At 69.7% G+C, this 21,758-nt stretch carries 27 protein-coding genes and 1 pseudogene; 11 read left to right on the plus strand and 17 right to left on the minus strand.

Annotation, left to right across the window (positions count from 1 at the left end; genetic code table 11):
- Positions 1-86: 86 nt before the first annotated feature.
- Positions 87-671, minus strand: a complete 585-nt coding sequence (gene orn, locus AC3EGR_RS20240) for an oligoribonuclease (RefSeq protein WP_488548325.1) — start codon at positions 669-671, stop codon at positions 87-89.
- A 36-nt stretch (positions 672-707) separates the two neighbouring features.
- On the opposite strand from orn, the gene AC3EGR_RS20245 reads away from it, so the two are divergent.
- The 4 genes and pseudogenes from AC3EGR_RS20245 (at position 708) to trxC (ending at position 3,731) form a co-directional block, all read left to right on the plus strand.
- A complete protein-coding gene (locus AC3EGR_RS20245; RefSeq protein WP_488548326.1) occupies positions 708-1,970 on the plus strand; it encodes a M48 family metallopeptidase in 1,263 nt (420 codons plus the stop codon).
- The gene (locus AC3EGR_RS20250) at positions 1,967-2,302 is read left to right on the plus strand and encodes a 4a-hydroxytetrahydrobiopterin dehydratase (protein ID WP_488548327.1); all 336 of its coding nucleotides are present in this window, start codon (positions 1,967-1,969) and stop codon (positions 2,300-2,302) included. Before AC3EGR_RS20245 ends, AC3EGR_RS20250 begins: the two co-directional genes overlap by 4 nt.
- Positions 2,268-3,219: pseudogene (gene rsgA / locus AC3EGR_RS20255) on the plus strand (ribosome small subunit-dependent GTPase A); the annotation flags it as partial. The gene AC3EGR_RS20250 and the pseudogene rsgA, both read left to right, overlap by 35 nt.
- Positions 3,220-3,278: 59 nt before the next feature.
- Complete coding sequence (trxC, locus tag AC3EGR_RS20260) at positions 3,279-3,731, plus strand: thioredoxin TrxC (RefSeq protein WP_488548328.1); 453 nt, start codon at positions 3,279-3,281, stop codon at positions 3,729-3,731.
- A 61-nt stretch (positions 3,732-3,792) separates the two neighbouring features.
- Here trxC and AC3EGR_RS20265 read toward each other — a convergent pair whose 3' ends face one another.
- The 6 genes from AC3EGR_RS20265 to rpsP form a co-directional block, all read right to left on the minus strand.
- Complete coding sequence (locus AC3EGR_RS20265) at positions 3,793-4,791, minus strand: CobD/CbiB family protein (protein WP_488548329.1); 999 nt, start codon at positions 4,789-4,791, stop codon at positions 3,793-3,795.
- A 33-nt stretch (positions 4,792-4,824) separates the two neighbouring features.
- A complete protein-coding gene (locus AC3EGR_RS20270; RefSeq protein WP_488548330.1) occupies positions 4,825-5,541 on the minus strand; it encodes a CoA pyrophosphatase in 717 nt (238 codons plus the stop codon).
- 62 nt (positions 5,542-5,603) lie between these two features.
- On the minus strand, positions 5,604-5,996 hold the full coding sequence (gene rplS / locus AC3EGR_RS20275; RefSeq protein WP_488548331.1) for a 50S ribosomal protein L19: 393 nt from the start codon (positions 5,994-5,996) through the stop codon (positions 5,604-5,606).
- Between the two features lie 110 nt (positions 5,997-6,106).
- A complete protein-coding gene (gene trmD, locus AC3EGR_RS20280; protein WP_488548332.1) occupies positions 6,107-6,850 on the minus strand; it encodes a tRNA (guanosine(37)-N1)-methyltransferase TrmD in 744 nt (247 codons plus the stop codon).
- Between the two features lie 7 nt (positions 6,851-6,857).
- Positions 6,858-7,451 (minus strand): ribosome maturation factor RimM, encoded by a 594-nt coding sequence (rimM, locus tag AC3EGR_RS20285; RefSeq protein ID WP_488548333.1) that lies wholly within the window; start codon positions 7,449-7,451, stop codon positions 6,858-6,860.
- Between the two features lie 87 nt (positions 7,452-7,538).
- Complete coding sequence (gene rpsP, locus AC3EGR_RS20290) at positions 7,539-7,811, minus strand: 30S ribosomal protein S16 (protein ID WP_488548334.1); 273 nt, start codon at positions 7,809-7,811, stop codon at positions 7,539-7,541.
- Between the two features lie 126 nt (positions 7,812-7,937).
- On the opposite strand from rpsP, the gene AC3EGR_RS20295 reads away from it, so the two are divergent.
- Positions 7,938-8,474, plus strand: a complete 537-nt coding sequence (locus tag AC3EGR_RS20295) for a GNAT family N-acetyltransferase (protein WP_488548335.1) — start codon at positions 7,938-7,940, stop codon at positions 8,472-8,474.
- Positions 8,471-8,917, plus strand: coding sequence for a TM2 domain-containing protein (locus tag AC3EGR_RS20300; RefSeq protein WP_488548336.1), 447 nt, complete (start codon positions 8,471-8,473; stop codon positions 8,915-8,917). The genes AC3EGR_RS20295 and AC3EGR_RS20300 overlap by 4 nt, the downstream gene beginning before the upstream one ends.
- A 6-nt stretch (positions 8,918-8,923) precedes the next feature.
- Here the strand turns inward: AC3EGR_RS20300 and AC3EGR_RS20305 are convergent, their stop codons facing one another.
- The 4 genes from AC3EGR_RS20305 to AC3EGR_RS20320 all read right to left on the minus strand — a co-directional run bounded on the left by AC3EGR_RS20305 (position 8,924) and on the right by AC3EGR_RS20320 (position 12,774).
- The gene (locus AC3EGR_RS20305) at positions 8,924-9,643 is read right to left on the minus strand and encodes an arylmalonate decarboxylase (protein WP_488548337.1); all 720 of its coding nucleotides are present in this window, start codon (positions 9,641-9,643) and stop codon (positions 8,924-8,926) included.
- A gap of 2 nt (positions 9,644-9,645) precedes the next feature.
- The gene (locus AC3EGR_RS20310) at positions 9,646-10,617 is read right to left on the minus strand and encodes a Bug family tripartite tricarboxylate transporter substrate binding protein (protein ID WP_488548338.1); all 972 of its coding nucleotides are present in this window, start codon (positions 10,615-10,617) and stop codon (positions 9,646-9,648) included.
- Between the two features lie 29 nt (positions 10,618-10,646).
- On the minus strand, positions 10,647-11,801 hold the full coding sequence (locus tag AC3EGR_RS20315; protein WP_488548339.1) for a mandelate racemase/muconate lactonizing enzyme family protein: 1,155 nt from the start codon (positions 11,799-11,801) through the stop codon (positions 10,647-10,649).
- An 82-nt stretch (positions 11,802-11,883) separates the two neighbouring features.
- Positions 11,884-12,774 (minus strand): LysR substrate-binding domain-containing protein, encoded by an 891-nt coding sequence (locus tag AC3EGR_RS20320; protein WP_488548340.1) that lies wholly within the window; start codon positions 12,772-12,774, stop codon positions 11,884-11,886.
- A 39-nt stretch (positions 12,775-12,813) separates the two neighbouring features.
- On the opposite strand from AC3EGR_RS20320, the gene AC3EGR_RS20325 reads away from it, so the two are divergent.
- Complete coding sequence (locus AC3EGR_RS20325; protein WP_488548341.1) at positions 12,814-14,052, plus strand: alpha-hydroxy acid oxidase; 1,239 nt, start codon at positions 12,814-12,816, stop codon at positions 14,050-14,052.
- 149 nt (positions 14,053-14,201) lie between these two features.
- Positions 14,202-15,395 carry an AI-2E family transporter gene (locus AC3EGR_RS20330; protein WP_488548342.1) on the plus strand — a complete coding sequence of 398 codons (1,194 nt, stop codon included), beginning with the start codon at positions 14,202-14,204 and terminating at the stop codon, positions 15,393-15,395.
- A 15-nt stretch (positions 15,396-15,410) separates the two neighbouring features.
- On the opposite strand, the gene AC3EGR_RS20335 is transcribed toward AC3EGR_RS20330, so the two are convergent.
- Genes AC3EGR_RS20335 through AC3EGR_RS20345 form a run of 3 tightly spaced genes read right to left on the minus strand, consistent with a single transcriptional unit; the run spans position 15,411 to position 17,509 of the window.
- Positions 15,411-16,421 carry an inorganic phosphate transporter gene (locus AC3EGR_RS20335; protein ID WP_488548343.1) on the minus strand — a complete coding sequence of 337 codons (1,011 nt, stop codon included), beginning with the start codon at positions 16,419-16,421 and terminating at the stop codon, positions 15,411-15,413.
- Between the two features lie 8 nt (positions 16,422-16,429).
- Entirely contained in the window at positions 16,430-17,077 is a 648-nt protein-coding gene (locus AC3EGR_RS20340) for a DUF47 domain-containing protein (RefSeq protein WP_488548344.1), read from the minus strand.
- A 60-nt stretch (positions 17,078-17,137) separates the two neighbouring features.
- Positions 17,138-17,509 (minus strand): DMT family protein, encoded by a 372-nt coding sequence (locus tag AC3EGR_RS20345; RefSeq protein ID WP_488548345.1) that lies wholly within the window; start codon positions 17,507-17,509, stop codon positions 17,138-17,140.
- On the opposite strand from AC3EGR_RS20345, the gene AC3EGR_RS20350 reads away from it, so the two are divergent.
- The 3 genes from AC3EGR_RS20350 to AC3EGR_RS20360 are packed head-to-tail and all read left to right on the plus strand — an operon-like array spanning position 17,508 to position 19,584.
- Entirely contained in the window at positions 17,508-18,146 is a 639-nt protein-coding gene (locus AC3EGR_RS20350) for an RluA family pseudouridine synthase (RefSeq protein ID WP_488548346.1), read from the plus strand. The two genes, AC3EGR_RS20345 and AC3EGR_RS20350, sit on opposite strands and share 2 nt — an antisense overlap.
- Positions 18,147-18,198: 52 nt before the next feature.
- Positions 18,199-18,816, plus strand: coding sequence for a dioxygenase family protein (locus AC3EGR_RS20355; protein ID WP_488548347.1), 618 nt, complete (start codon positions 18,199-18,201; stop codon positions 18,814-18,816).
- A 9-nt stretch (positions 18,817-18,825) separates the two neighbouring features.
- On the plus strand, positions 18,826-19,584 hold the full coding sequence (locus AC3EGR_RS20360; protein WP_488548348.1) for an SDR family NAD(P)-dependent oxidoreductase: 759 nt from the start codon (positions 18,826-18,828) through the stop codon (positions 19,582-19,584).
- Between the two features lie 30 nt (positions 19,585-19,614).
- Here AC3EGR_RS20360 and AC3EGR_RS20365 read toward each other — a convergent pair whose 3' ends face one another.
- Genes AC3EGR_RS20365 through egtD form a run of 3 tightly spaced genes read right to left on the minus strand, consistent with a single transcriptional unit; the run spans position 19,615 to position 21,592 of the window.
- Positions 19,615-20,343, minus strand: coding sequence for a 2OG-Fe dioxygenase family protein (locus AC3EGR_RS20365; protein ID WP_488548349.1), 729 nt, complete (start codon positions 20,341-20,343; stop codon positions 19,615-19,617).
- Between the two features lie 35 nt (positions 20,344-20,378).
- The gene (locus tag AC3EGR_RS20370; RefSeq protein WP_488548350.1) at positions 20,379-20,660 is read right to left on the minus strand and encodes a DUF427 domain-containing protein; all 282 of its coding nucleotides are present in this window, start codon (positions 20,658-20,660) and stop codon (positions 20,379-20,381) included.
- Positions 20,657-21,592, minus strand: coding sequence for an L-histidine N(alpha)-methyltransferase (egtD, locus tag AC3EGR_RS20375; protein ID WP_488548351.1), 936 nt, complete (start codon positions 21,590-21,592; stop codon positions 20,657-20,659). Before egtD ends, AC3EGR_RS20370 begins: the two co-directional genes overlap by 4 nt.
- Positions 21,593-21,758 lie beyond the last annotated feature (166 nt).

Here is a 21,758-nt window from a genome sequence, read left to right on the forward strand (position 1 = left end):
CAAGAAGGCGATGCGCGAAAACGCCGCGGACTGCGCGGCGAAGGACGAATTATGGCAGGTTTCGGGTTTTCCCGCAGCCCGCGGGGTCAGGCCAGCTTCAGGAAGTGCTCGCGGTAGTGCGCGAGTTCGTCGATCGACTCGTGGACGTCCGCCAGCGCCGTGTGCAGCTGGCGCTTGCGAAACGACGTGTACACCTCGGGCTTCCAGCGCCGTGCCAGCTCCTTCAGCGTGCTCACGTCCAGGTTGCGGTAGTGGAACCACGCTTCGAGCTGCGGCATGTACTTCACCAGGAAGCGGCGGTCCTGCCCGATGCTGTTGCCGCACATGGGGCTGCCATGCTTGGGCACGTACCTGGCCATGAATTCCAGGGTCTGCCGCTCGGCTTCCGCTTCGGTGACCGTGGAAGCGCGCACGCGTTCGGTCAGGCCGCTCTTGCCGTGCGTCCCCTTGTTCCAGGAATCCATCAGGTCCAGCTGCGCCTCGCTCTGGTGGATGGCGAACACCGGGCCCTCGATGCGGGGCTCCAGCTGCGGGCCGGTCACGACGACGGCGATCTCGATGATGCGATCCCGCTCCGGGTCCAGGCCGGTCATCTCGCAGTCCAGCCAGACGAGGTTCTGGTCGCTCCTGGCGAGCGCGGCGGGCGCGGTGACGGGGCTCGTTTCAGGCATCCGGGCATTGTCGCCGATGGCCGTAAACTGCAAGGCATGGACCCTTCCTCCGCCCTCACGCTGGCCTTCGCGGCATTCCTGGTCGCCGGCCTGCTCGTGAAATTCTGGCTTTCCACCCGGCAGCTGCGCCACGTGGCCCGGCATCGCGACGCGGTGCCGGCGCCCTTCGCCCGCACCGTCTCCCTTGCCGCCCACCAGAAGGCGGCCGACTACACCGTGGCCAAGTCGCGCGTGGGCCTGCTGGAGACCGCGTTCGCCGCCGCGGTGCTGCTGGGGTGGACCTTGCTCGGCGGGCTGGACGCCTTGAACCGCGGCCTGGTCGGCTGGCTGGGCACGGGCATGACCCAGCAGCTCGCCCTGCTCGCCTGCTTCGCGCTGGTCTCGGGCCTGCTGGAGATGCCCTTCTCGCTCTACAACACCTTCGTGGTGGAAGAGCGCTTCGGCTTCAACAAGATCACCTGGAAGCTGTGGTTCACCGACCTCCTGAAGTCCACCGTGATCGGCGCACTGATCGGCCTGCCCATCGCCGCGCTCATCCTGTGGCTCATGGGCGCCGCGGGCAGCTGGTGGTGGCTGTGGACCTGGTGCGTGTGGATGGGTTTCAACCTGCTGCTGCTGGTTGTCTACCCCACTTTCATCGCGCCCCTGTTCAACAAGTTCAAGCCCCTGGAAGACGAGACGCTGCGGGCCCGCGTCACCGCGCTGATGCAGCGCTGCGGCTTCGCCGCCAAGGGCCTGTTCGTCATGGACGGCAGCAAGCGCAGCGCGCACGCCAATGCGTACTTCACGGGCTTCGGCGCGGCCAAGCGCGTCGTCTTCTACGACACGCTGCTGGCCAAGCTCTCGCCGGGCGAGGTCGATGCGGTGCTGGCGCACGAACTCGGCCACTTCAAGCACAAGCACATCGTCAAGCGCATCGTCGCCATGTTCGCGCTCAGCCTCGTGGGTTTCGCGCTGCTCGGGTGGCTGGCCACCAAGGTCTGGTTCTACACCGGCCTGGGCGTGCGCCCGAACATGGACGGTGCGAACGACGCGCTGGCGCTGCTGCTGTTCATGCTGGCGGTGCCGGTGTTCACGTACTTCGTCTCGCCGCTGATGGCGCAGCTCTCGCGCAAGCACGAATTCGAAGCGGACGCCTTCGCCGCCACGCAGACCAGCGGCCAGGACCTCGGCACCGCGCTGCTGAAGCTGTACGAGGACAACGCCTCGACGCTCACGCCCGACCCTGTGTTCGTGAAGTTCTACTACTCGCATCCGCCCGCCTCCGAGCGGCTGGCGCGGCTGGGAGCGGCCGCATGAGCTCGATGCTGAACGTTCGCGACTGGGCCGGGACGCCGCGGCGCGCGCTCACGCCCACGGAGATCGTCAAGCGGCTGGCCGACCTGCCGGGGTGGAAGCTCACCGGCGACGGCGACGACGTGGCGATCGAGCGGACCTACCGCTTCGGGGACTACTACGAGACCATCGCGTTCGTGAACGCGCTGGCGCTGGTGGCGCACCGGCTGGACCACCATCCGGACCTGTCGGTGCACTACGACAAGTGCGTGGTGCGCTGGAACACGCACGCCGTGCACGGCATCTCGGAGACCGACTTCGAGTGCGCGGCCCGCGCGGACGCCCTGCTCGCGTGACGGACGTCGAACGGCAAGGATTGGTGGTCGCCAGCCACGGCCGCCACTGCCTGGTGGAGTCGCCCGACGGCAGCCGCATCCTGTGCCACGCCAGGGGCAAGAAGAGTGCGACCGTGGTCGGCGACCGGGTGCGCTGGGTGCCCACGGGCGACGAAGGCGTGATCGCGGGCGTGCAGGAGCGGCGCAACCTGTTCTACCGGCAGGACGAGGTGCGCACCAAGTCCTTCGCCGCCAACCTGGACCAGGTGCTGGTGCTGATCGCAGCGGAACCGGAGTTCTCCGAGATGCAGCTGGCCCGCGCCCTGATCGCGGCCGAGGCGCAGCACATCGCGCCCCTGATCGCGCTGAACAAGAGCGACCTGGTGGAGCCCTTCGAACGTGCCTGGAAGCGCCTGCTGCCGTACCAGCACATGGGCTACGGCGTGCTGCCGCTGTCGCTGCGCTTGTCCAAGGATGCCGACCGCGAGCACCTGTTGCGCCACCTCCAGGGCAAGACGACGCTGGTGCTCGGCCCTTCGGGAGCGGGCAAGAGCAGCCTCATCAACCTGCTGGTGCCGCAGGCGCAGGTGCTCACCGGCGAGATCTCGCAGGCGCTCAACTCGGGCAAGCACACGACCACGGCGACGACCTGGTACTGGGTGGACGCGGAACGCACGACCGCGCTCATCGATTCGCCGGGGTTCCAGGAGTTCGGGCTCAACCATATCGATGCGGCCCAGTTGCCGGCGCTCATGCCCGACCTGAAGCCCCATGTGGCGCAATGCAAGTTCTACAACTGCACGCACCTGCATGAACCGGGCTGCGGCGTGATCGCCGCCGTCGCCGCCGCGCCGGGCGCGCCGGCGGGGCAGATCGAGCCCAGCCGTTACCGCATCTACGGCAGCCTCTACGAGGAAATGACACAAACCCGTTACTGAGCTCTTGCACCATTCCGAGGCGACCGCATCTAAGCAGGACAAGGAGGCGCTCGCCGAAGATGAGCCAGTTGCACGTCGTCTGCCCGCACTGCCACACCACCAACCGCCTCCAGTCCGATGACCTCGGCAAGGCTCCGGACTGCGGCAGTTGCCACCAGGCCTTGTTCACCGGGCAGCCGGCGAACCTGGACGCCACCGCGTTCGAGCGGCACATCGCGCGCAGCCAGTTGCCCGTGCTGGTGGACTTCTGGGCCCCGTGGTGCGGCCCCTGCCGCATGATGGCGCCGGCCTACGAGCAGGCCGCCGCGCAGCTGGAGCCGCGCGTGCAGGTGGTCAAGGTGAACACCGAGGAAGCCCAGGGCGTGGGCGCGCGCCTGAACATCCGCAGCATCCCGACCCTGGCGCTGTTCGTGAACGGCCGTGAGGTCGCGCGTCAGGCGGGCGCGATGGGCGCCGCGGACATCGTGCGCTGGACGCAGTCGCAGTTGATGCGCAGCGCGAGCACGGCGTAGGTGCATCGGCGGGGTCCGGTGCCCTCGCCGTCCGTCCGCGGCCTGCGCCGCGCCACGACGCCTACCCCAGCAAGCGGGCCAGCGTCAGCAACGCCAGCAGCACCATCCACAACACGACCGACCGCCACACGAGGCCGACCACCGAGCGCAGGTGCGCGACTTCCGCTTCGCGCCCGGGCGTGCTGTCGGTGCCGATCGGAGGCTCCGTGCCCAAGCCCGAAGCCTCGAAGGTGGCGGACGAACTCGGGGCGAACACCGGCTGCAGCGCCTCGCCGCCGAGGCGCACGTTGATCGCACCGGAAGTCGCGGCGAGGATCACGCCGTCGCTGTCGTTCGGGAAGCGCTGCGCGTAGTTGCGCCAGCAGTCGATGGCCTCCTCGAAGCTGCCCACCACCGCGAACGCAATGGCCGTGAGGCGGGCCGGCAGCCAGTCCACCGCAGCCCAGGCGCGCGCGGCCGCGGCCTGCAGCGCCTCGCTGGCAGGCTGCGCCTGCGTGCGGTTGCGCCAACGCCAGTAGCGGCCGACGAACTCGGACATGCGGTACAGCACGGCGCCGGCCGGGCCGAAGCCGAAGGCGGCCAGGATGGAGAACCAGGCCAGCACGCCGAACACATGCCTGTGCGCGGCCAGCACCGAGTACTCGATCACGTGGCGCACGACCTCGCTGCGGGGCAACTCGCTCGCGTCCACCCGCTGCCACAGCGCCAGCAACTCGCGCGCGCGCGCCTCGTCACCGGCTTCCAGCGCATCGCGGATGTCGGTGAAGTGGTGGCTGAACTGGCGGAAGCCGAGCGTGACGTACAGGACGATCACGCTCCAGACCATGCCCGCCGGCCAGCCGACGAACAGGGTCAGCGCCCAGTGCACGCCCAGCGCGGCGAGCGAGGGCGCCACGACGGCCAGGGCCCACGCCACCCACCCGTGCTGCGGCTTGCCCGCATCGAAGTTGCGGCTGACCCAGCGCGCCCAGACGCGCAGGCCGGTGTGGATGGGGTTGTGCGCTCCCAGCGGACGCACCTGCTCGATCAGCAACGCGAACAGGATCGCGAAAAAGCTCATGCGGCAATCATAGCGGCGCCCCTGCGCCGGCCTTCAGGCCGCCAGGAAGCGGTAGAAGTTGCGCAGCATCGCCGCGGTCGCACCCCAGATGAAGCGCTCCTTGCGCGCGTCGGTATACGGCATGGAAAACCACTCGCGCTGGACGCCGCCGAGGTCGAGGGCGTGGCGGCGGTGGTGCTTCGGGTCCATCAGGAACGCCAGCGGCACCTCGAAGGCGTCGGCCACCTCGAATTCGTTCAGGACCAGGCGGTGGTCCGGCCGGACGAGGGCCACCACGGGCGTGATCACGAACATGGTCCCGGTGGTGTAGGTGGGCATGGTGCCGATCACCTCCATGCTGTCGCGGTCCAGCCCGATCTCCTCTTGCGCCTCGCGCAGCGCGGTGTCGGCCGCATCGACGTCGGTCGCGTCCCGCTTGCCACCGGGGAAGGCGACCTGCCCCTGATGGGTGGTGAGGTGCGCCGTGCGCTCGGTCAGCAGCACCATGGGCTGTTCACGCTGGACGATCGGCACGAGCACCGAGGCATCGGCCATCTGGCGGTTGGTGAAGCGCCGCTCGGACTGCAGTTCGGGCTGCCACGCCGGCGGGTGCGCGAAGCGCCAGCGCAGCGCCTCGGGCGCCATGCGCGCCGCGCTCACCGCGGGCAGGTGCGCGTCGATGCCCACCACGGGCACCTCGCGCGGGTCGAAGTTGGGAATCTTCGACAGCGGCGTGTCCGGGGGGATGGCGGCGGCAGGATCGATCGGCATGGCGGAAATGAAGAAACCGCCGCGAGCACGGGGCCGGCGGCGGCTTCTGGCGCTGGTCCCGATTACTCGGCGGCGGCAGCGGCCTTGTTGCCCTTCTGGCTGTGGGCCAGCTTTTCCTTGATGCGGGCGGACTTGCCGGAACGCTCGCGCAGGTAGTACAGCTTGGCGCGGCGCACGTCGCCGCGGCGCTTGACCTCGATGCCGGCGATCAGCGGGCTGTAGGTCTGGAAGGTCCGCTCGACGCCTTCGCCGCTGGAGATCTTGCGCACGGTGAACGCGCTGTTCAGGCCGCGGTTGCGCTTGGCGATCACCACGCCTTCGTAGGCCTGCGCGCGCTTGCGGCTGCCTTCGACGACGTTCACGGAAACGATCACGGTGTCGCCGGGGGCGAACTCGGGGATCTTCTTGCCCAGGCGGGCGATTTCCTCTTGTTCGAGGGTTTCGATCAGGTTCATGGCTACCTCTGCGATCTTGTCCGCGCTACACGGAAGGCCCTGGCTTCGCTGGGTTCCACCCTGGGTGGAGCGGCTCGGGCGGCCGGACAGAGGATCTGGAAAGCCGGCGATTATAGCCCGGCGAGGAAATCCTCGTCCGCCGGGCTCAGGCGCCCGGCCTGCCGGGCCTGCGCGATCAGGTCCGGCCGGTGCCTGGCCGTGAGCGCCAGGCGCTGCTGGCGGCGCCAGGCAGCGATGCGCGCGTGGTGGCCGGAGAGCAGTTCCTCGGGCACCTTGCGCCCGTCCCATTCCTCGGGCCGGGTGTAGTGCGGGCAATCCAGCAGGCCGTCCACGACGGGGTTGAAGCTGTCTTCCTGGTGGCTGCCGGCGTCGTTGAGGACCCCGGGCTGCAGGCGGGCCACCGCGTCCAGCAAGGCCATGGCGGGAAGCTCTCCGCCGGACAGGACGAAGTCTCCCAGGCTCAGTTGCACGTCCACATGGGTGTCGATGAAGCGCTGGTCGACGCCTTCGTAGCGGCCGCAAAGCAGGATCGCGCCCTCGCCTGCCGACCAGGACGCCACGCCGGAGTGGTCCAGCCGCCGGCCGATCGGGGAAAAGAGCACCACCGGCGCGGCATCGCCGCGGTCCGCCTTCACCGCCGCCAGGCAGCGCGCCAGCGGCTCGGCCAGCATGACCATGCCGGGACCGCCGCCGAACGGCCGGTCGTCCACGCGCCGGTAGTTGCCTTCGGCGAAATCGCGCGGGTTCCACAGGCGCACGTCGACCTGCCTGGTCTCGTAGGCGCGGCGGGTCACGCCCGCGGCCAGGAAGGGCGTGAAGAGATCGGGAAAGAGGGTGACGACGTCGAAGCGCATGGCTTCTTCAGTAGTCGGCCTGCCAGTCGACGGTGATGCGCCGCTCGCGCAGGTCCACGTTGTCCACGTACACGGACACGAAGGGGATCATGCGCTCCAGGGCTTCGCCGGCGTCCTCGTAGGCGACGACCAGCACCGTCTGCGGGCCGGTGGACAGCAGTTCCTTCACCTGCCCGAGGGCCACCCCTTCGCGGTTGACGACGTCCAGTCCGATCAGGTCGACCCAGTAGTACTCGTCGCTGTCCGCCGTGGGGAAGGAAGAACGGGGGATGAAGATGCGCGCGCCCCGCAACGCCTCGGCCGCGCTGCGGTCCTCGACGCCGTCGGCGCGCGCGACCACCGTGTCCGAATGGTCCTTGGTCTCGCGCACGCGCAGCAGCACCGTGCCGCGGAAGGCCGGGGGGCCTTTTTCCGAGGGCTGCAGGTACCAGCGCGTGGAAGAAAAAAGCGCCTGGGGATCGGCGCTGTGGGGAAGGACCTTGAACCAGCCCTTGATCCCCCAGGCATCGGCGATGCGCCCGACTTCGATGGCATCCGCGGGAAGTTCCGCGGCTTCGATCGCTGCCGGCAACGTGGCTGCCGGACGGCCGGGTGCGGCCATCTCTCAGCCGCCGCAGGGCCGCCCCAAGGCGGCTGCGGCCCCCTCGGGGGGTGGCGGAGCGCAGCGGAGACCGGGGGCCAACATCATTCAGGCTTGCGCGGGAGCGGCGGCTTCGCCGGCGGCCGGGGCATCCTTGAGCAGGCGCTCCACCGTCGGGGAGGCCTGGGCGCCGACGCCGCGCCAGTAGGTCAGGCGGTCCTGCGCGACGCGCAGCTTTTCCTCGCCGCCCTTGGCCAGCGGGTTGTAGAAGCCCAGGCGCTCGATGAAGCGGCCGTCGCGCCGGACGCGCTTGTCCGCGACGACGATGTTGTAGAAGGGACGGTGCTTGGCACCGCCGCGGGAAAGTCGAATGACGACCATGATTTATCCTTCGGGTGGATGACGCAGGCCCACCGGGCCTGACAAAGTTCTTTCGGCGTCGAGACACGCGACATGGCCACCCGGCCAGCGGCACGCCGAAAAGCCGACGATTATAGCTTTTTCGCCATGCCCCTCACCCTTCGCTCCAGTACCGACGCCGACGTGCCCGCCATCACGGCCATCTACGCGCACCACGTGACCCACGGCACGGGCACCTTCGAGACCACCGCCCCGACCGAGGCGGACATGGCGACGCGACGCGCCGACGTGCTGGCCAAGGGCCTGCCCTACCTCGTGGCCGAACTCGATGGCCGGCTCGTGGGCTTTGCCTACTGCCAGTGGTTCAAGCCGCGGCCGGCCTACCGCTTCTCCGCGGAAGATTCCATCTATCTCGACCCGGATGCGGCCGGCCAGCGCCTGGGCAACAAGCTGCTGAGCGAACTGGCCAGGCAGGCCGAGGCTGCGGGCGTGCGCAAGCTCATCGCCGTCATCGGCGACTCCGCCAACGTGCGCTCCATCGGCGTGCACCGCGCCGTGGGATTCCGCCACGTCGGCACCATCGAGTCCTGCGGCTGGAAGTTCGACCGCTGGCTGGACATCGTGCTGATGGAGAAATCGCTGGGGCAAGGCAACCGGACGGCGCCCGAGGCGCCGCCGAAGTGAAAAGCAAGACCCTCGCGGCCTGGCTGGCGTTCCTGGGCGGCCCCTTCGGCGCGCACCGCTTCTACCTGCACGGCTTCGGCGACTGGCTCGGATGGCTGCTGCCGCTGCCCACGCTGCTGGGCGCGTATGGCGTGCTGCGAATGGGATCGCTGGGCCAGGACGACGTCCTGAGCTGGGTGCTGGTGCCGGTCCTGGGCTTCACCATCGCGGGCTGCTGCCTCACGGCGATCGTGTACGGCCTGAGAAAGCCCGAGGAGTGGAACGCACGCTTCAACCCCTCCGCAGCGCCCGACGCGCCGGCCGGCCGCACGCGCTGGGCGACCATCTGGGCGATCGTGCTGTCGCTGATGATCGGCGCGGCGGTGCTCATGACCAGCATCGCCATGAGCTTCCAGGCCTACTTCGAAAACCAGGTGGAAGCCGGCCGCGAAATCTCGCAGTAAGCCGGCTCAGGGACTGGCGAACAGGCGGCCGAAGCCCGGGCTGGAGGGGTCCGATCCCGCCAGCCGGACGACGTCCCAGAACCCCGCTGGCGAGCTGGCCGTCGCCGGCACGCCGACTTCGTCCTCCAGCTGCCGGATCGCGTCCAGCGTCAGCAGGCCGCCGCAGGAGATGAAGATGCCGTCCGCGGACGGGTCCTGCGCATGGACCCTCTTGGCCAGCGCCACGAGCGTCTCCGTGCCGACCTCGCCGACCTCCTTGACGCCGGTGATGGACAGTCCTTCGAGGGCGGTCACGGTGAAGCCCGCGTGCGTGAGGTAGGCGCGCAGCTTCTCGTTCAGCTCGTCGATGTAGGAAGTGGCGACGGCCACGCGCTTGACGCCCAGCCGTTGCAGCGCGCGCACGATGGCATGGCTCATGGTGGTGCAAGGCACGCCGCTGGCCTCCTCCATCGCGCGGCGCAGCGATTCGGTGAACGCGGGGCCGCGGTAGAAGCTGATGGAGGTCCCCATCATCGAGATGACCTCGGCGCCCGCCTTGCGCAGTTCCACGGCCTGGTCGACGATGCCGTCCACCACCGGTGCGAAGCCTTCCGGCGAGACCCCGCCGATGCCGAGGCCGCGCGCGATGAAGCGGTAGCGTCCGCCATACAGCAGGGCGGCATCCTGCGGCACCTGGCCATGCGCGGGCGGCACCACGAGGCCGATGCAGGGAGTGTCGCGGGCCATGCTCATTCCGCCGAGATCTTCTGGTCCTTGATGATCCTGGCCCACTCGAGCGACTCGCGCTGCATCTCCGGGCCCAGTTGCGCCGGCGCCATGTACGCCGGGGTGGCGCCCTGCAGCGCGGCGGCCTGCGCCAGGTCGGCGCTGGCGAGCACCGTGCGCACGGCTTCGTTCAGCTTGTCGACGACCGCCTGCGGCGTGCCGGTGGGCGCGAGCAGCATCAGGCGCGGTGCGACGTCGAAGCCCGGCAGCGCATCGGCCATCGTGGGCACGTTCTCCGCGCCCGGCAGCTTGCCCGTGTTCATCAACGCGATGGCGCGCAGCTTGCCGGCCTTGGCCTGGGCCAGGCCTGCCGCGGCACTCACGACGCCGATGGGCACCTGGCCGCTGATCACGTCCGGCACGATCTGCGAAGCGCCGCGGTACGGCACGTGCACGATGAACGCGCCGGTACGCGCCTTCATCAGTTCGAAACCGAGGTGGTGCACGGTGCCGACGCCGGAGGTGGCGTAGGAGTAGCGGCCCGGGTTCTTCTTCAGCAGCGCGATCAGTTCCTTCGGGTTGGTCGCCGGCAGGTTGTTGTTCGCCACGATCATGAGCGGCGCGACGAAGGTGCCGGCCACGGGCACCAGCGCCTTGAGCGGATCGATCGGGCTCCTGGCCTGCAGGTGGGGCGCGATCAGCAGCCCGCTCTCCCCCATCAGCAGCGTGTAGCCGTCCGGCGCCGAACGTGCGACCAGGTCGGCGGCGATCATGCCGGTCGCGCCCGCACGGTTTTCCACCACCACCTGCTGGCCGAGGATGGCAGGCAGGCGCGAGGACAACATGCGCGCCAGCGCGTCGACGCCGCCGCCCGCGTTGTAGCCCACGAGCAGCCGGATCGGCTTGTTCGGATAGTCGGCCTGGGCGACGGCCAGCGGCGCGGCCGCGGCCAGGGCGGCGGCCAGTACGGCGCGGCGGGTAAGGGATGCGTTCACTGCGTTGTCTCCTGTGTTTGTCTCGTTCCTCAGGCCTTGCCCACGCCGCGCGATCCCGGCCGCCTGGCCAGTTCGGCCACGCGCTCGCGGTTCGGGCGGAAGCCCAGGCCGGGTGTGTCGGGCAGCGCCAGCATGCCCTGGCTGGGTTCGGGCAGGTCGTCGAACACCTGCTTGCAGACCTCGACGGCCACGGAGTGGTATTCCACCAGGGATCCGTTGGCCAGGCCCGCGTGCAGGTGCATGTTGTGGTGCGGCCAGGCGCCGCCGTTGGCGAACTGCGCGTTGAAAGCCGCCGCCATGCCGGCGATGCGCAGGCACTGCGTGTAGCCGCCGCTGATGCAGGCGTTGGGCTGCACAACGTCGACGGCCTGCGCCACCAACATGTCGCGGAAGCGGCTGGCCAGCCCCTCGTTCTGGCCGGCGGCGAGCGGAATGCGGGTCTTGGCGCGCAGCTTGACCATGTTCGGGATGTCGTTCTGCGACACCGGCTCCTCGAAGAAGGCGATGCCCAGGTCCTCGATGCGCTGCGCCAGCGCCGATGCGTGGAAGTAGTCCAGGCTGCAGTTCGCGTCGATGAAGATCTGCACGTCGGGCCCCACGGCGGAGCGCACGGCCTCGATCCGCTTGACGTCCTCGGCGATCACCTCCGCCAGCGGCCGCGGCTCGTCGCGCCGCTGCAGCGCATGGTGGCCCACCGTCATCTTCAGGCGCTTGAAGCCGCGCTCGACCCAGTTCTTCGCGGCGGTGGCGAGTTCCTCGCGGTCGAAGAAGGCGAAGCCGAAGGTGGCGTACACGGGCACCTGCGCGCGCGCGCCGCCGAACAGGCGCCACACGGGCTGGCCGAGGATCTGGCCCTTGAGGTCCCACAAGGCCAGGTCGATGGCCGCCATGGCGTGGCTCGCATAACCGGACTGGCCGCGCGGCGTGAGCAGCCAGTACAGCTTGTCCCAGATCTGCTCGTGGCGCAGCGGGTCCATGCCCACCAGCGCGTGGCTCGCGACGTCGTTGACGATGGAGCCGATGACCTCCTCCTCCGTGATGGCGGTCATGCCGGTGCCGACGCGGCCGTCGTCCAGCGTCACGTCGACGAGGCACAGGGACAGCGAGGTGGACTTGGCGCGGGCACCGCTGCCCATCGTGATGGGCAGGTTGAGCGGAGTGGCGCGAACGGATGCGATCTTCATCGCGGCGAGTCTGGGGGGTCGCGCGCCCGCGGGCAAGCGGCGTGGGCGAAGGGCGCTTTCGCGTTCCGCGAAATCCCCGGGTTTACCCCGAGCGCAGCGCATCGACCAGGGTGCGCGCCGCGGCCGGCGCTTCCTCGCCGGTGCGCAGCGCGAGGTAGTGCGTGCGCTGGGCCCAGTCCTCCGCGACCGGCACCGCCTTCAGCGCGAGATGCGCCAGCTGCGGCGTGATCGCCTCCGTGGGCAGGACCGCCACGCCCAGGCCGGCGGCCACCATGCGGGTGGCGGCATCGAAGCTGCGCATCTGCATGCGCACCTGGATCGGCGCACCGACCGCCGCGGCCGCATTGAACAGGCGCGTCGTCACCGCATTCGCGCCGGCCAGCACGATGAAGTTCTCCGCCAGCAGCTGCGGCAGCCGCACCTCGCGCTCGCCGGCCAGTGCATGGCCCGCCGGCAGCACCAGCGCAAGCTGGTCGCGGAAGAAGGGGACGAATTCGAGGCCGCGCGAATGCATGGCCACGTCCACCACGCCCACGTCGGCGCGGCCTTCGGCGAGCGCGCCGAGGATCTCCGGGCTCATGCGCTCCTCGACGTCGACGTGGATGCGCGGGTGGCTGCGCATGAAGGCCTCCAGCCGGCGCGGCAGGACCTGCAGCAGCGCCGATGCATTCGTCAGCAGGCGCACGTGGCCGGCCAGGCCCAGGCTCCAGTCGCGCAGGTCGGTGGCGAGCTGGTCGGCGCCGTCCAGCAGCTCGCGGCCACGCTGCACCAGCATGCGGCCGGCCGGCGTGAGCTCCACGCCGCGCGGCGAGCGCTCGAAGATGCGGATGCCCAGGCTCGTTTCCAGTGAGGAGATGCGCGCGCTCGCGGCGGCGACGGCCAGCTGCAGGCGGTCGCTGCCCGCGCTGATGGAACCGGAGTCGGCCACCGCGATCACCACGCGCAGCGTGAGGAGGTCCAGGCGCTCGGTCATGCGGGGATTATCCAGGGCCCGCTCGCTATCATCCCGCGCATGAAGCTGGATGAGCGTTTCCTGTCCCTGCACGATTTCGAGGCCGCCGCGCAGGCGCGCCTGCCGCGCGGCCTGTTCGGGTTCGTCGCCGGTGGCTCGGCGGACGGCTGGTCCGCCGCCAACAACCGCGCCGCCTTCGACCGTTGGGCCCTCGTGCCGCGCACGCTGGCGGCGGGACCGACGCGACAGCAGGACCTCACGCTGTTCGGCCAGGCCTTCGCGTCGCCCTGCGGCATCCCGCCGCTGGGCGTGAGCGGCCTCTTCCGCTTCGACGCGGACGTGGCGATGGCGCGCGCAGCCGCGGCGGCGCGCGTGCCCTTCATCCTCAGCGGCGCGTCGCTCGTGCCGATGGAGCGCGTCTTCGCGGCGTGGCCGCAGGCCTGGTTCCAGGCCTATGTCGACGGCAACCGCGAGCGCATCGCGCGACTGCTGGCACGCCTGCATCGAACCTCCTGCCAGGTGCTCGTGCTCACGGTGGACACGCCGGTGCCTCCCGGCCGCGAGCTGAGCCTGCGCCACGGCTTTTCGATCCCGGTGCGGCCGGGGCTGCGGCTGGTGGCGGACACCTTGCTGCATCCGCGCTGGCTTCTGGGCACCGCGGCACGCACCTTCTTCTCCGGCGGCATCCCGCGCATGGAGAACCAGGACGACGTGCCGCTGAACCGCGTGACCGACGCACCCGCCGGACCCGCGCATGCTCCGCTGGACTGGGACGACTTCCGCTTCATTCGCAGCCGCTGGGACCGCGCGCTCGTCGTCAAGGGCGTGGTGAGCGCCGACGACGCCGTGCGCTATCGCGCCCTCGGTGCCGACGGCCTCGTCCTGTCCAACCACGGTGGACGCCAGCTCGACGGGACCATCGCGCCGCTCGATGCGCTGCCGGCGATCCGCCAGGCGGTGCCGGGCCTGCCCTTGCTGCTCGATGGCGGCATCCGCCGTGGCACGGACGTCATGAAGGCGCTGGCGCTGGGCGCGGCGTGCACGTTCACGGGCCGCCCCATCCTCTTCGCCGCAGCGGCAGCGGGCGAAGCCGGCGTGGCCCGCGCGCTCGCGATCCTGCAGGCGGAAATCGACCGCAGCCAGGCGCTGCTCGGGACACGCACGCTCGCCGAAGTGAGCCCCATGCACCTGGCGCCCGCCGCACAGCCACTGCGGCAGCAGGCGCAGCACGATGGTGCCGAACGTCCCGATGTGCCCGGCCTCCCGGAGGTCGCCCGCCAGGGCCGGATGGCTGCCTGAGGCATCGACTCTTGCGGCGAACAGGAAAGGGTTGACGGACGCCGGGCCGGGTGCGACGCTCCGCTTCGCACCTTCGCCTCGTCCGACAAGAAAAACCCGATCCGCATCCACGTGTGCCTGCGCGCGATCGGCTGCACCCGGAGGCGACCATGAGCAGCCCGATACGGTTCCTTTCCGAGATGGACCAGCAGTCCGCCGGCCGGCTGCTGCTCGACGTGCTCATTCGCGCCGGGCTGATCCTGGTGATGGTGCTGCTGTGCTACCAGGTCTTCTCGCCCTTCGTCGTGCTGATGGAGTGGGCGCTGATCCTGGCCGTGTGCCTGTACCCCTTGCACCTGGCGCTGGCGGCGCGGCTGGGCGGCAGGCAGGGCTGGGCGGCCACGCTGATCACGCTGCTCGGGATCGTGCTGATCGTCGGGCCCGCGGCGGTGCTGGTCAGCTCCATGGGCGACTCGGTCCAACGCGCCATCGCCGCCATCCACGAGAACACGCTGGTGATCCCGCCGCCGAGGGAAGGGGTGGCCGCCTGGCCCATCGTCGGTCCGAGGGTCTACGCGGCATGGGATGCCGCGTACACCGACCTGCCTGCCCTGATCCACAGCCTGCAACCGAAGATCGGCGCCGTGGCCAAGGCCTCGCTGGCGATGGTGGCGGGCATCGGGGCGGACATCCTGTTCTTCCTGGCCGCCTTCATCGTCGCGGGCATCATGATGGCCTTCGGCCGGGCCGGCGAGTCCGCCACCAAGGCCATCTTCGCGCGCCTGTTCGGCTACACGCGGGGCCGGGAACTGGCGGTCCTCTCGGTGGCGACCATCCGGGCCGTCGCGCAAGGCGTGATCGGCATCGCCTTCCTGCAGGCCGTCGCCGTCGGCCTGAGCCTGCTGGTCGCGGGCGTTCCCCTGGCCGGCGTGCTGGCAGGCGTCGTGCTGGTGCTGGGCATCGCGCAGGTGCCGGCCGTGATCGTGACGCTGCCGGCGATCGGCTGGATCTGGTGGACCGGTGACTACGGCACCGCAGCGGCCACCGGCTACACCGTGCTGCTGGTCCTGGTCGGCATGATCGACAACGTCCTCAAGCCCCTGATGCTGGGCCGCGGCGTCGATGTGCCGATGCCGGTCATCCTGTTCGGCGCCCTGGGCGGCATGGCGACCGCGGGCATCCTCGGCCTGTTCGTCGGAGCGACCTTGCTCGCGCTGGGTTACGAGATCTTCATGGGCTGGGTGGCGGCGAACCCGCACGTGGACCCGGCCGTGAACCCTGCGTTGAGCCCCGCGGTGGAGCCGGTGGAGTACCCGGCCCTGGCCGAGAGCGAGGGTGAGCGGCCGGCCATCGCGATCGACTGAGCGCGGCCGCGTCCGTCAGAAGATCTGCAGGCTCACCCAGTACGCGATCGCGGCCACGAAGGCGCTCGCCGGGATGGTGAAGATCCAGGCCCACACGATGTTGCCGGCCACGCCCCAGCGCACTGCGCTCATGCGCTGCGTCGAGCCGACGCCGACGATCGCGCCGGTGATGGTGTGGGTGGTGGACACCGGCACGCCCATCGCAGTGGCGATGAACAGCGTCAGCGCGCCGCCGGTTTCGGCACAGAAGCCGCCCACCGGCTTGAGCTTGGTGATCTTCTGGCCCATGGTCTTGACGATGCGCCAGCCGCCGAACATGGTGCCCAGGCCGATGGCGATGTAGCACGCGGTAATCACCCAGATCGGGGGCGACTTGTCGCCGGCCGCCACGTGGCCGGTGGCGATCAGCAGCATCCAGATGATGCCGATCGTCTTCTGCGCGTCGTTGCCGCCGTGGCCCAGGCTGTAGGCGCCGGCGGAGACCAGCTGCAGCCGGCGGAACCACTTGTCCACCTTGTTCGGGCGGGTCGAGCGGAAGATGTTGGCGACGATCACCATCATCAGCGAGCCGAGGATGAAGCCCAGCGCCGGCGAGACGAAGATGAAGATCACGGTCTTCCAGATGCCCGCGGCGATCAGCGCGCCGGCGCCCGCCTTGGCGATCACGGCGCCGCAGATGCCGCCGATCAGCGCGTGCGAGGAGCTGCTGGGGATGCCGTACCACCAGGTGATCACGTTCCAGGTGATGGCCCCCACCAGGGCCCCGAACACCACGTGCGTGTTGACGATGCCCGGCTCGACGATCCCCTTGCCGACCGTCGCCGCCACGCTCAGGTGGAAGATGAAGATCGCCACCATGTTGAAGAAGGCGGCGAACACCACGGCCTGCGTCGGCTTCAGGACGCCCGTGGACACGACGGTGGCGATGGAGTTCGCGGCGTCGTGGAAACCGTTCATGAAATCGAACAGGATCGCGATGGCGACCAGCAGGACCACGACCCACAGGGCCGTTTGGGCGACTTCCATGCGCGTCCTCAGGAGTTCTCGAGGACGATGCCTTCGACGACGTTCGCCACGTCCTCGCACTTGTCGGTGATCGTCTCCAGCAGCTCGTAGATCGCCTTGAGCTTGATCACCTCGCGCACGTCCGGCTCCTCGCGGAACAGCTTGCTCAGGGCGGAGCGCATCACGCGGTCGGCATCGGACTCCAGCTTGTCGATTTCCTCGCAGGTCTTGAGCGCCGCCACCGCGCTCTGGTGGTCGGACAGCTTGCTCAGGAGCTGCACCGCCTCCCGCACGCGTTCGCAGCAGCGCACGGACAGGTCCGTCAGGCGCATGATTTCCTCGGTCATGTGCCGCACGTCGTACAGCGCCATGGTCTCGGCCGAGTCCTGGACCAGGTCCGCCACGTCGTCCATCGTGTTGATCAGCGTGTGGATCTGCTCGCGGTCGATGGGCGTGATGAAGGTGGAGTGGATCAGCCGGTTGACCTCGTGGGTGACCTTGTCCGCCGCGCGCTCCGCGTGGTCCACCTCCCGGTTGTACCGCTCCCGCAGGTCCACGTCGTTGTAGTTGGCCACCAGCTTGGAGAAGGCATGGGCGCCCTCCACCATGCGTTCGGCGTGCTGATTGAACAACTCGAAGAAGTTGCCTTCCTTCGGCAGCAGTTTCTTGAAGAGCATGGGGAGAGCTCGGAATCTTGTAGTGGGGGCGCGGCGAGTTTACCTGCCGCATCGGCGCCCTCAGGCATTGCGGAATATGAAATACACGGCGCCCACCATGCACAGGCCCGCCCAGAGGAAGTCCAGCTTCAGCGGCTGCTTGAGATACAGCAGGCTGAACGGCACGAAGACGGCGAGGGTGATGAGTTCCTGCATGATCTTGAGCTGGCCGACCGAGAGCCCGGCCTGCTGGAAGCCGATGCGGTTGCCGGGCACCTGCAGCAGGTACTCGGCCAGGGCGATGCCCCAGCTCACCACGGCCGCCACGTACCAGGGCGAGGTCGCCAGGTTCTTGAGGTGGCCGTACCAGGCGAAGGTCATGAACACGTTCGAGCCGATCAGCAGCAGTACCGTCTGCAGCGTGGGCGACATGGAAGAGAAATAAGCGGTCATGCCTGGATTATCCGAAGGGCTGGTTTGGGTCGACGAACACCTGCTGGTGCTGGACAAGCCTGCCGGCCTGCTGGCCGTGCCCGGTCGCGGCGAGGACAAGCAGGACTGCCTGTCGGCCCGGGCGCAGGCGCTGTGGCCCGATGCACTCGTGGTGCACCGGCTGGACATGGCGACCTCGGGCCTGTTCCTGATGGCGCGCGGCCTGCACGTGCAGCGCGTGCTGGGCCGTGAGTTTGCCGAGCGGCGCGTGCACAAGCGCTACGAGGCCGTGGTGGCGGGGACGCTCGCCGCCCCCGGCGCGACGGGCGTCATCGCGCTTGTGCTGGCCGCGGACTGGCCGAACCGGCCGCGGCAGAAGGTCGACCCCGAACACGGTCGCCCCAGCGAAACCCGCTGGACGGTCCTTGCGCACGAAGACGGCTGCACGCGGCTGGCGCTGGAGCCGCTCACGGGCCGCACGCACCAGTTGCGCGTGCACCTGCAGGCCATCGGCCATCCGATCCTGGGGGACACGCTCTATGCCTCGCCCGATGTGGCGCAGCGCGCGCCGCGACTGCTGCTGCACGCCAGCGCGCTGCAGCTGGCGCATCCGGCCAGCGGCGAGCCGCTTTCGTTCGCCAGTGTCGTGCCCTTCTAGCAAGTGCGGCGGACTTGGGCCATGCTCGGGGTCCGTGAACACGGAGCCTGCCATGCCCAGCCTGTCCCGCCGCGGCACCGCCGCCGCGCTCGTCGCCCTGCCCTTCTGCTGGCGCAGCGCCCGCGCCCAGACCACGCAGGGCTTGCGCGCCACGCCGCGCCAGACCGAAGGGCCGTTCTATCCGGTCGCCCTGCCCAGGGACACGGACGCCGACCTGCTGCGCAACGGCAACCTGCAATACCCGCTGGGCGAGCCCGCCTGGGTCGAAGGCACGGTGAGCGACCTGCAAGGCAAGCCGGTGGCCGGCGCGCAGGTGGAGATCTGGCAGTGCGACCACGCCGGGCACTACCACCACCCGGGCGATCGCGGTGCGGCCGATCCGCGCTTCCAGGGCTTCGGTCGCGTGACGGTCGGCGCCGACGGGCGCTACCGTTTCCGCACGATCAAGCCGGCGCCGTACGCCGGGCGCACGCCGCACATCCACGTCAAGGTGAAGCTGGCGCAGCGCGAACTGCTCACGACGCAGCTCTATGTCGAGGGGGACCCGAACAACGAGCGCGACTTCCTCTGGCGCAACCTGGGCGAGGACCGGGCGCTGCTCACCGTGCCCTTCGTGCGCGAGGGCGAGGGCCTGAAGGCCGACTTCCCCATCGTGCTCGGCTCCGCATAGGATGGCGCCATGAGCCAGCGACACCTCACCATTCTCACCGGCGCTTCCCGCGGGATGGGCCACGCGATGGCGCTGCAACTGCTCGCCGCCGGCCACGACCTGCTGTGCATCTCGCGCAAGACCAGCGACGCGCTCGCCCAGGAGGCGCTGCGCCTGGGCCGCCGCTGCGAGCAGTGGCCGCAGGACCTCGCACGTGCCGACAACCCGGCGGGGCGGCTGGACACCTGGCTGCTCGCGCAGGATGAGCACACGCTCGCCTCGGCCACGCTGATCAACAACGCCGGGCTGGTGCCGCGCGTCGCCCCGCTGGAAGACATCCCGCTCGCGCAACTGAAGGATGCCTTGCGCGTGGACCTGGAGGCGCCGATGCTGCTGGCCAGCGTCTTCCTGCGCACGACGGCGGCCTGGAAGGTGCCGCGAAAAGTGCTCAACATCTCCTCCGGCCTGGGGCGGCGCGCCATGGCCTCGCAGGCCGTCTACTGCGCGGCCAAGGCCGGCATGGACCACTTCACGCGTTGCGTGGCGTTGGAACAGGCGGCCTTGCCGAACGGCGCACGCGTGTGTTCGCTGGCACCGGGCGTGATCGACACGGACATGCAGGTGCATCTGCGCGAGGCCGATGGCGACCGCTTCCCGGACCGCGGCAGTTTCGTCGGGCTGAAGCAGAAGGGGGCGCTGGCCTCGCCGGAGGACGCGGCGGCGCGGGTGCTGGCGTACCTGGCGCGCAAGGATTTCGGCAGCAATCCGGTGGCGGACGTGCGGGAGTGAGGGACGGTCGGGGGGTTCGCCGACGCCGCCCTAATCCCCCTGGAACCCCTGCCCGCGCAAGGTCAGCACCAGCGTATCCCGGTGCCCGGGCCCGTCCAGCGGCTGGATCGGTGTCGTCTCGTGGATCACGCGCGCGTCGTCGAGCAGCAGCACGCTCCAGGGCTCCGTCAGCGTGAAGCGCTGGCCGGCGGGGCCGTCGGACTGGAACACACGCGTCTCGCCGCCCTTGATGTTCTCGCGCGCCAGCAGGAACACGGCCACCAGGTCCACGCCGTCGCGGTGCGCGCCCTCGGGCGTCGGCCGGCCGATGCCGCCTTCCGTGTCGATGCGGAACTGGTGCGCCTCGATGTACCAGGGCTGCGCGCCCTTGAGGTCGCTCGCCACGCGCGCCATCGCTTGCAGCAGACGCGTCCAGGCGGGCTGCGCCACCGTCTCGGGCAGCATGGGCTCGAACCAGCGCTGCATGCCGCCGTGCAGCGCGTTGTATTCGACCGGCTGCCAGTGCGCGCGATGCGGCGCCTGCGCCAGCGACGCGCCGTCGGCGACGAAGCACGAGTGGCGCCGGCGGCGGTAGCGTCCGCCGTCCTTGAGGTAGTTGTCGGGCGGCAGCGCGTCCCAGGAAGGCAGCAGCGCCTGCAGTTGCGCGCGCGTGCAGCCCGCCAGCTCGCCGACGCCGTCCGGACTGAGCACGGCGTAGCCTTGCTGGTGCAGCAGCGCGGGCAGTTGGTCCGGGTAGGTGTAGGCGGGACGCAGGAGCATCCGGCTAGCTTAACCAATCGCGCGCCGGGGACCTTTCAGTCGGCGACCTTCACGCCCTTCCAGAAGGCCACGCGGTCCCGCACCATCTCCGCTTCCGGCTTCGGGTCGGGGTAGTACCAGACCGCGTCGGTGTTCATCTCGCCGTTGACCAGCAGCGAGTAGTAGCTCGCCTGCCCCTTCCAGGGACAGCTGCTCTTGTGGTTGCTGAAGGTCACGTACTCGCGCTTGAGCGCGCTGGCGGGGAAGTAGTGGTTGCCTTCCACGACCACCGTGTCGTCGCTCTCGGCGATGACGGTGCCATTCCACGTTGCCTTCATGGCCGGGCTCCTGCGGGCGCGTGCAGCCAGTGCACGCTGAACAGCCGCTCGGGATCGGTCCACACCGGGCCGGGCCGGAAGCCGGCGCGCTCGGCGAGGGCGCGCATCCCGTCGACCGTGAACTTGTACGAATTCTCCGTGTGCAGGCTCTCGCCCTCTTCCAGGACGTAGCGTTCCCCACCCACGGCCACCGTCTGGCGCACGCGGCTCACCAGGTGCATCTCGATGCGCTGCAGGGGCGCGTTGTAGAAGCTGTAGTGGGCGAACTGGGGCAGCACGAAATTCGCGCCCAGCTCACGGTTGGCGCGCGCCAGCAGGTTCAGGTTGAAGCGCGCGGTGACGCCTTCGGCGTCGTTGTAGGCAGCGTGCAGCACCGCAGGGTCCTTCACCAGGTCGGCGCCGAGCAGCAAGGCGCCGCCGCGCAGCAGGCCGGCCGCGCGCTGCAGGAACTCCAGGGCCTCCTCGGGCGTGAAGTTGCCGATGGTCGATCCGGGAAAGAAGCCGATGCGCCGGCCCGGCCCCGCATGCGGCTCCAGCGCGAATGCGTGCGTGTAGTCGGCGACCACGGGGTGCACGTCCAGCGCCGCGAATTCGCCGCGCAACATGGCCGCGGCATCGCGCAGGTGTTCGCCGGAGATGTCGATGGGCAGGTAGCGCGCCGGCGCCTCGAAGGCCTGCAGCAGCAGCCGCACCTTGCGCAGCGACCCGGCGCCGAACTCCACGATCTCGGCGCCGCGGCCGGCGAGTGCCGCCATCTCGCCGACGCTGCGCTCCAGGATGGCCAGTTCGGTGCGCGTCGGGTAGTACTCCGGCAGTTCGCAGATGCGGTCGAACAGGCGGGAGCCCTCGGCATCGTAGAAGTACTTGGGGGAGATCGAATGCGGGCGCGTGGCGAGCGCCTCCTGCAGGTCGCGTCCGAAGGCGCTAGTCAAGGGCAACCTCCCCGACGCTGGTCCGCCTTGCGGCGTGCCGTGCGACGCTCACTGGACTACCCTCCTGACATTCGTCTGCGTAGGCGTGCCGCTGCGCAGGGTTGTCCACGGCGACGGGCGTCGCTGGCGACGAACGCTCGCCGCGGGGGGCAACCCGTGTTCAGCG

This window comes from Ramlibacter sp. G4-7 (genome assembly GCF_057784995.1).

Coding starts and splice junctions, on each gene's coding strand:
- orn (WP_488548325.1), bottom strand. CDS start 671: ATGCCTGAAACGAGCCCCGTCACCGCGCCCGCCGCGCTCGCCAGGAGC.
- AC3EGR_RS20245 (WP_488548326.1), top strand. CDS start 708: ATGGACCCTTCCTCCGCCCTCACGCTGGCCTTCGCGGCATTCCTGGTC.
- AC3EGR_RS20250 (WP_488548327.1), top strand. CDS start 1,967: ATGAGCTCGATGCTGAACGTTCGCGACTGGGCCGGGACGCCGCGGCGC.
- trxC (WP_488548328.1), top strand. CDS start 3,279: ATGAGCCAGTTGCACGTCGTCTGCCCGCACTGCCACACCACCAACCGC.
- AC3EGR_RS20265 (WP_488548329.1), bottom strand. CDS start 4,791: ATGAGCTTTTTCGCGATCCTGTTCGCGTTGCTGATCGAGCAGGTGCGT.
- AC3EGR_RS20270 (WP_488548330.1), bottom strand. CDS start 5,541: ATGCCGATCGATCCTGCCGCCGCCATCCCCCCGGACACGCCGCTGTCG.
- rplS (WP_488548331.1), bottom strand. CDS start 5,996: ATGAACCTGATCGAAACCCTCGAACAAGAGGAAATCGCCCGCCTGGGC.
- trmD (WP_488548332.1), bottom strand. CDS start 6,850: ATGCGCTTCGACGTCGTCACCCTCTTTCCCGATCTCTTCACGCCCTTC.
- rimM (WP_488548333.1), bottom strand. CDS start 7,451: ATGGCCGCACCCGGCCGTCCGGCAGCCACGTTGCCGGCAGCGATCGAA.
- rpsP (WP_488548334.1), bottom strand. CDS start 7,811: ATGGTCGTCATTCGACTTTCCCGCGGCGGTGCCAAGCACCGTCCCTTC.
- AC3EGR_RS20295 (WP_488548335.1), top strand. CDS start 7,938: ATGCCCCTCACCCTTCGCTCCAGTACCGACGCCGACGTGCCCGCCATC.
- AC3EGR_RS20305 (WP_488548337.1), bottom strand. CDS start 9,643: ATGGCCCGCGACACTCCCTGCATCGGCCTCGTGGTGCCGCCCGCGCAT.
- AC3EGR_RS20315 (WP_488548339.1), bottom strand. CDS start 11,801: ATGAAGATCGCATCCGTTCGCGCCACTCCGCTCAACCTGCCCATCACG.
- AC3EGR_RS20320 (WP_488548340.1), bottom strand. CDS start 12,774: ATGACCGAGCGCCTGGACCTCCTCACGCTGCGCGTGGTGATCGCGGTG.
- AC3EGR_RS20325 (WP_488548341.1), top strand. CDS start 12,814: ATGAAGCTGGATGAGCGTTTCCTGTCCCTGCACGATTTCGAGGCCGCC.
- AC3EGR_RS20330 (WP_488548342.1), top strand. CDS start 14,202: ATGAGCAGCCCGATACGGTTCCTTTCCGAGATGGACCAGCAGTCCGCC.
- AC3EGR_RS20335 (WP_488548343.1), bottom strand. CDS start 16,421: ATGGAAGTCGCCCAAACGGCCCTGTGGGTCGTGGTCCTGCTGGTCGCC.
- AC3EGR_RS20340 (WP_488548344.1), bottom strand. CDS start 17,077: ATGCTCTTCAAGAAACTGCTGCCGAAGGAAGGCAACTTCTTCGAGTTG.
- AC3EGR_RS20350 (WP_488548346.1), top strand. CDS start 17,508: ATGCCTGGATTATCCGAAGGGCTGGTTTGGGTCGACGAACACCTGCTG.
- AC3EGR_RS20345 (WP_488548345.1), bottom strand. CDS start 17,509: ATGACCGCTTATTTCTCTTCCATGTCGCCCACGCTGCAGACGGTACTG.
- AC3EGR_RS20355 (WP_488548347.1), top strand. CDS start 18,199: ATGCCCAGCCTGTCCCGCCGCGGCACCGCCGCCGCGCTCGTCGCCCTG.
- AC3EGR_RS20360 (WP_488548348.1), top strand. CDS start 18,826: ATGAGCCAGCGACACCTCACCATTCTCACCGGCGCTTCCCGCGGGATG.
- AC3EGR_RS20365 (WP_488548349.1), bottom strand. CDS start 20,343: ATGCTCCTGCGTCCCGCCTACACCTACCCGGACCAACTGCCCGCGCTG.
- AC3EGR_RS20370 (WP_488548350.1), bottom strand. CDS start 20,660: ATGAAGGCAACGTGGAATGGCACCGTCATCGCCGAGAGCGACGACACG.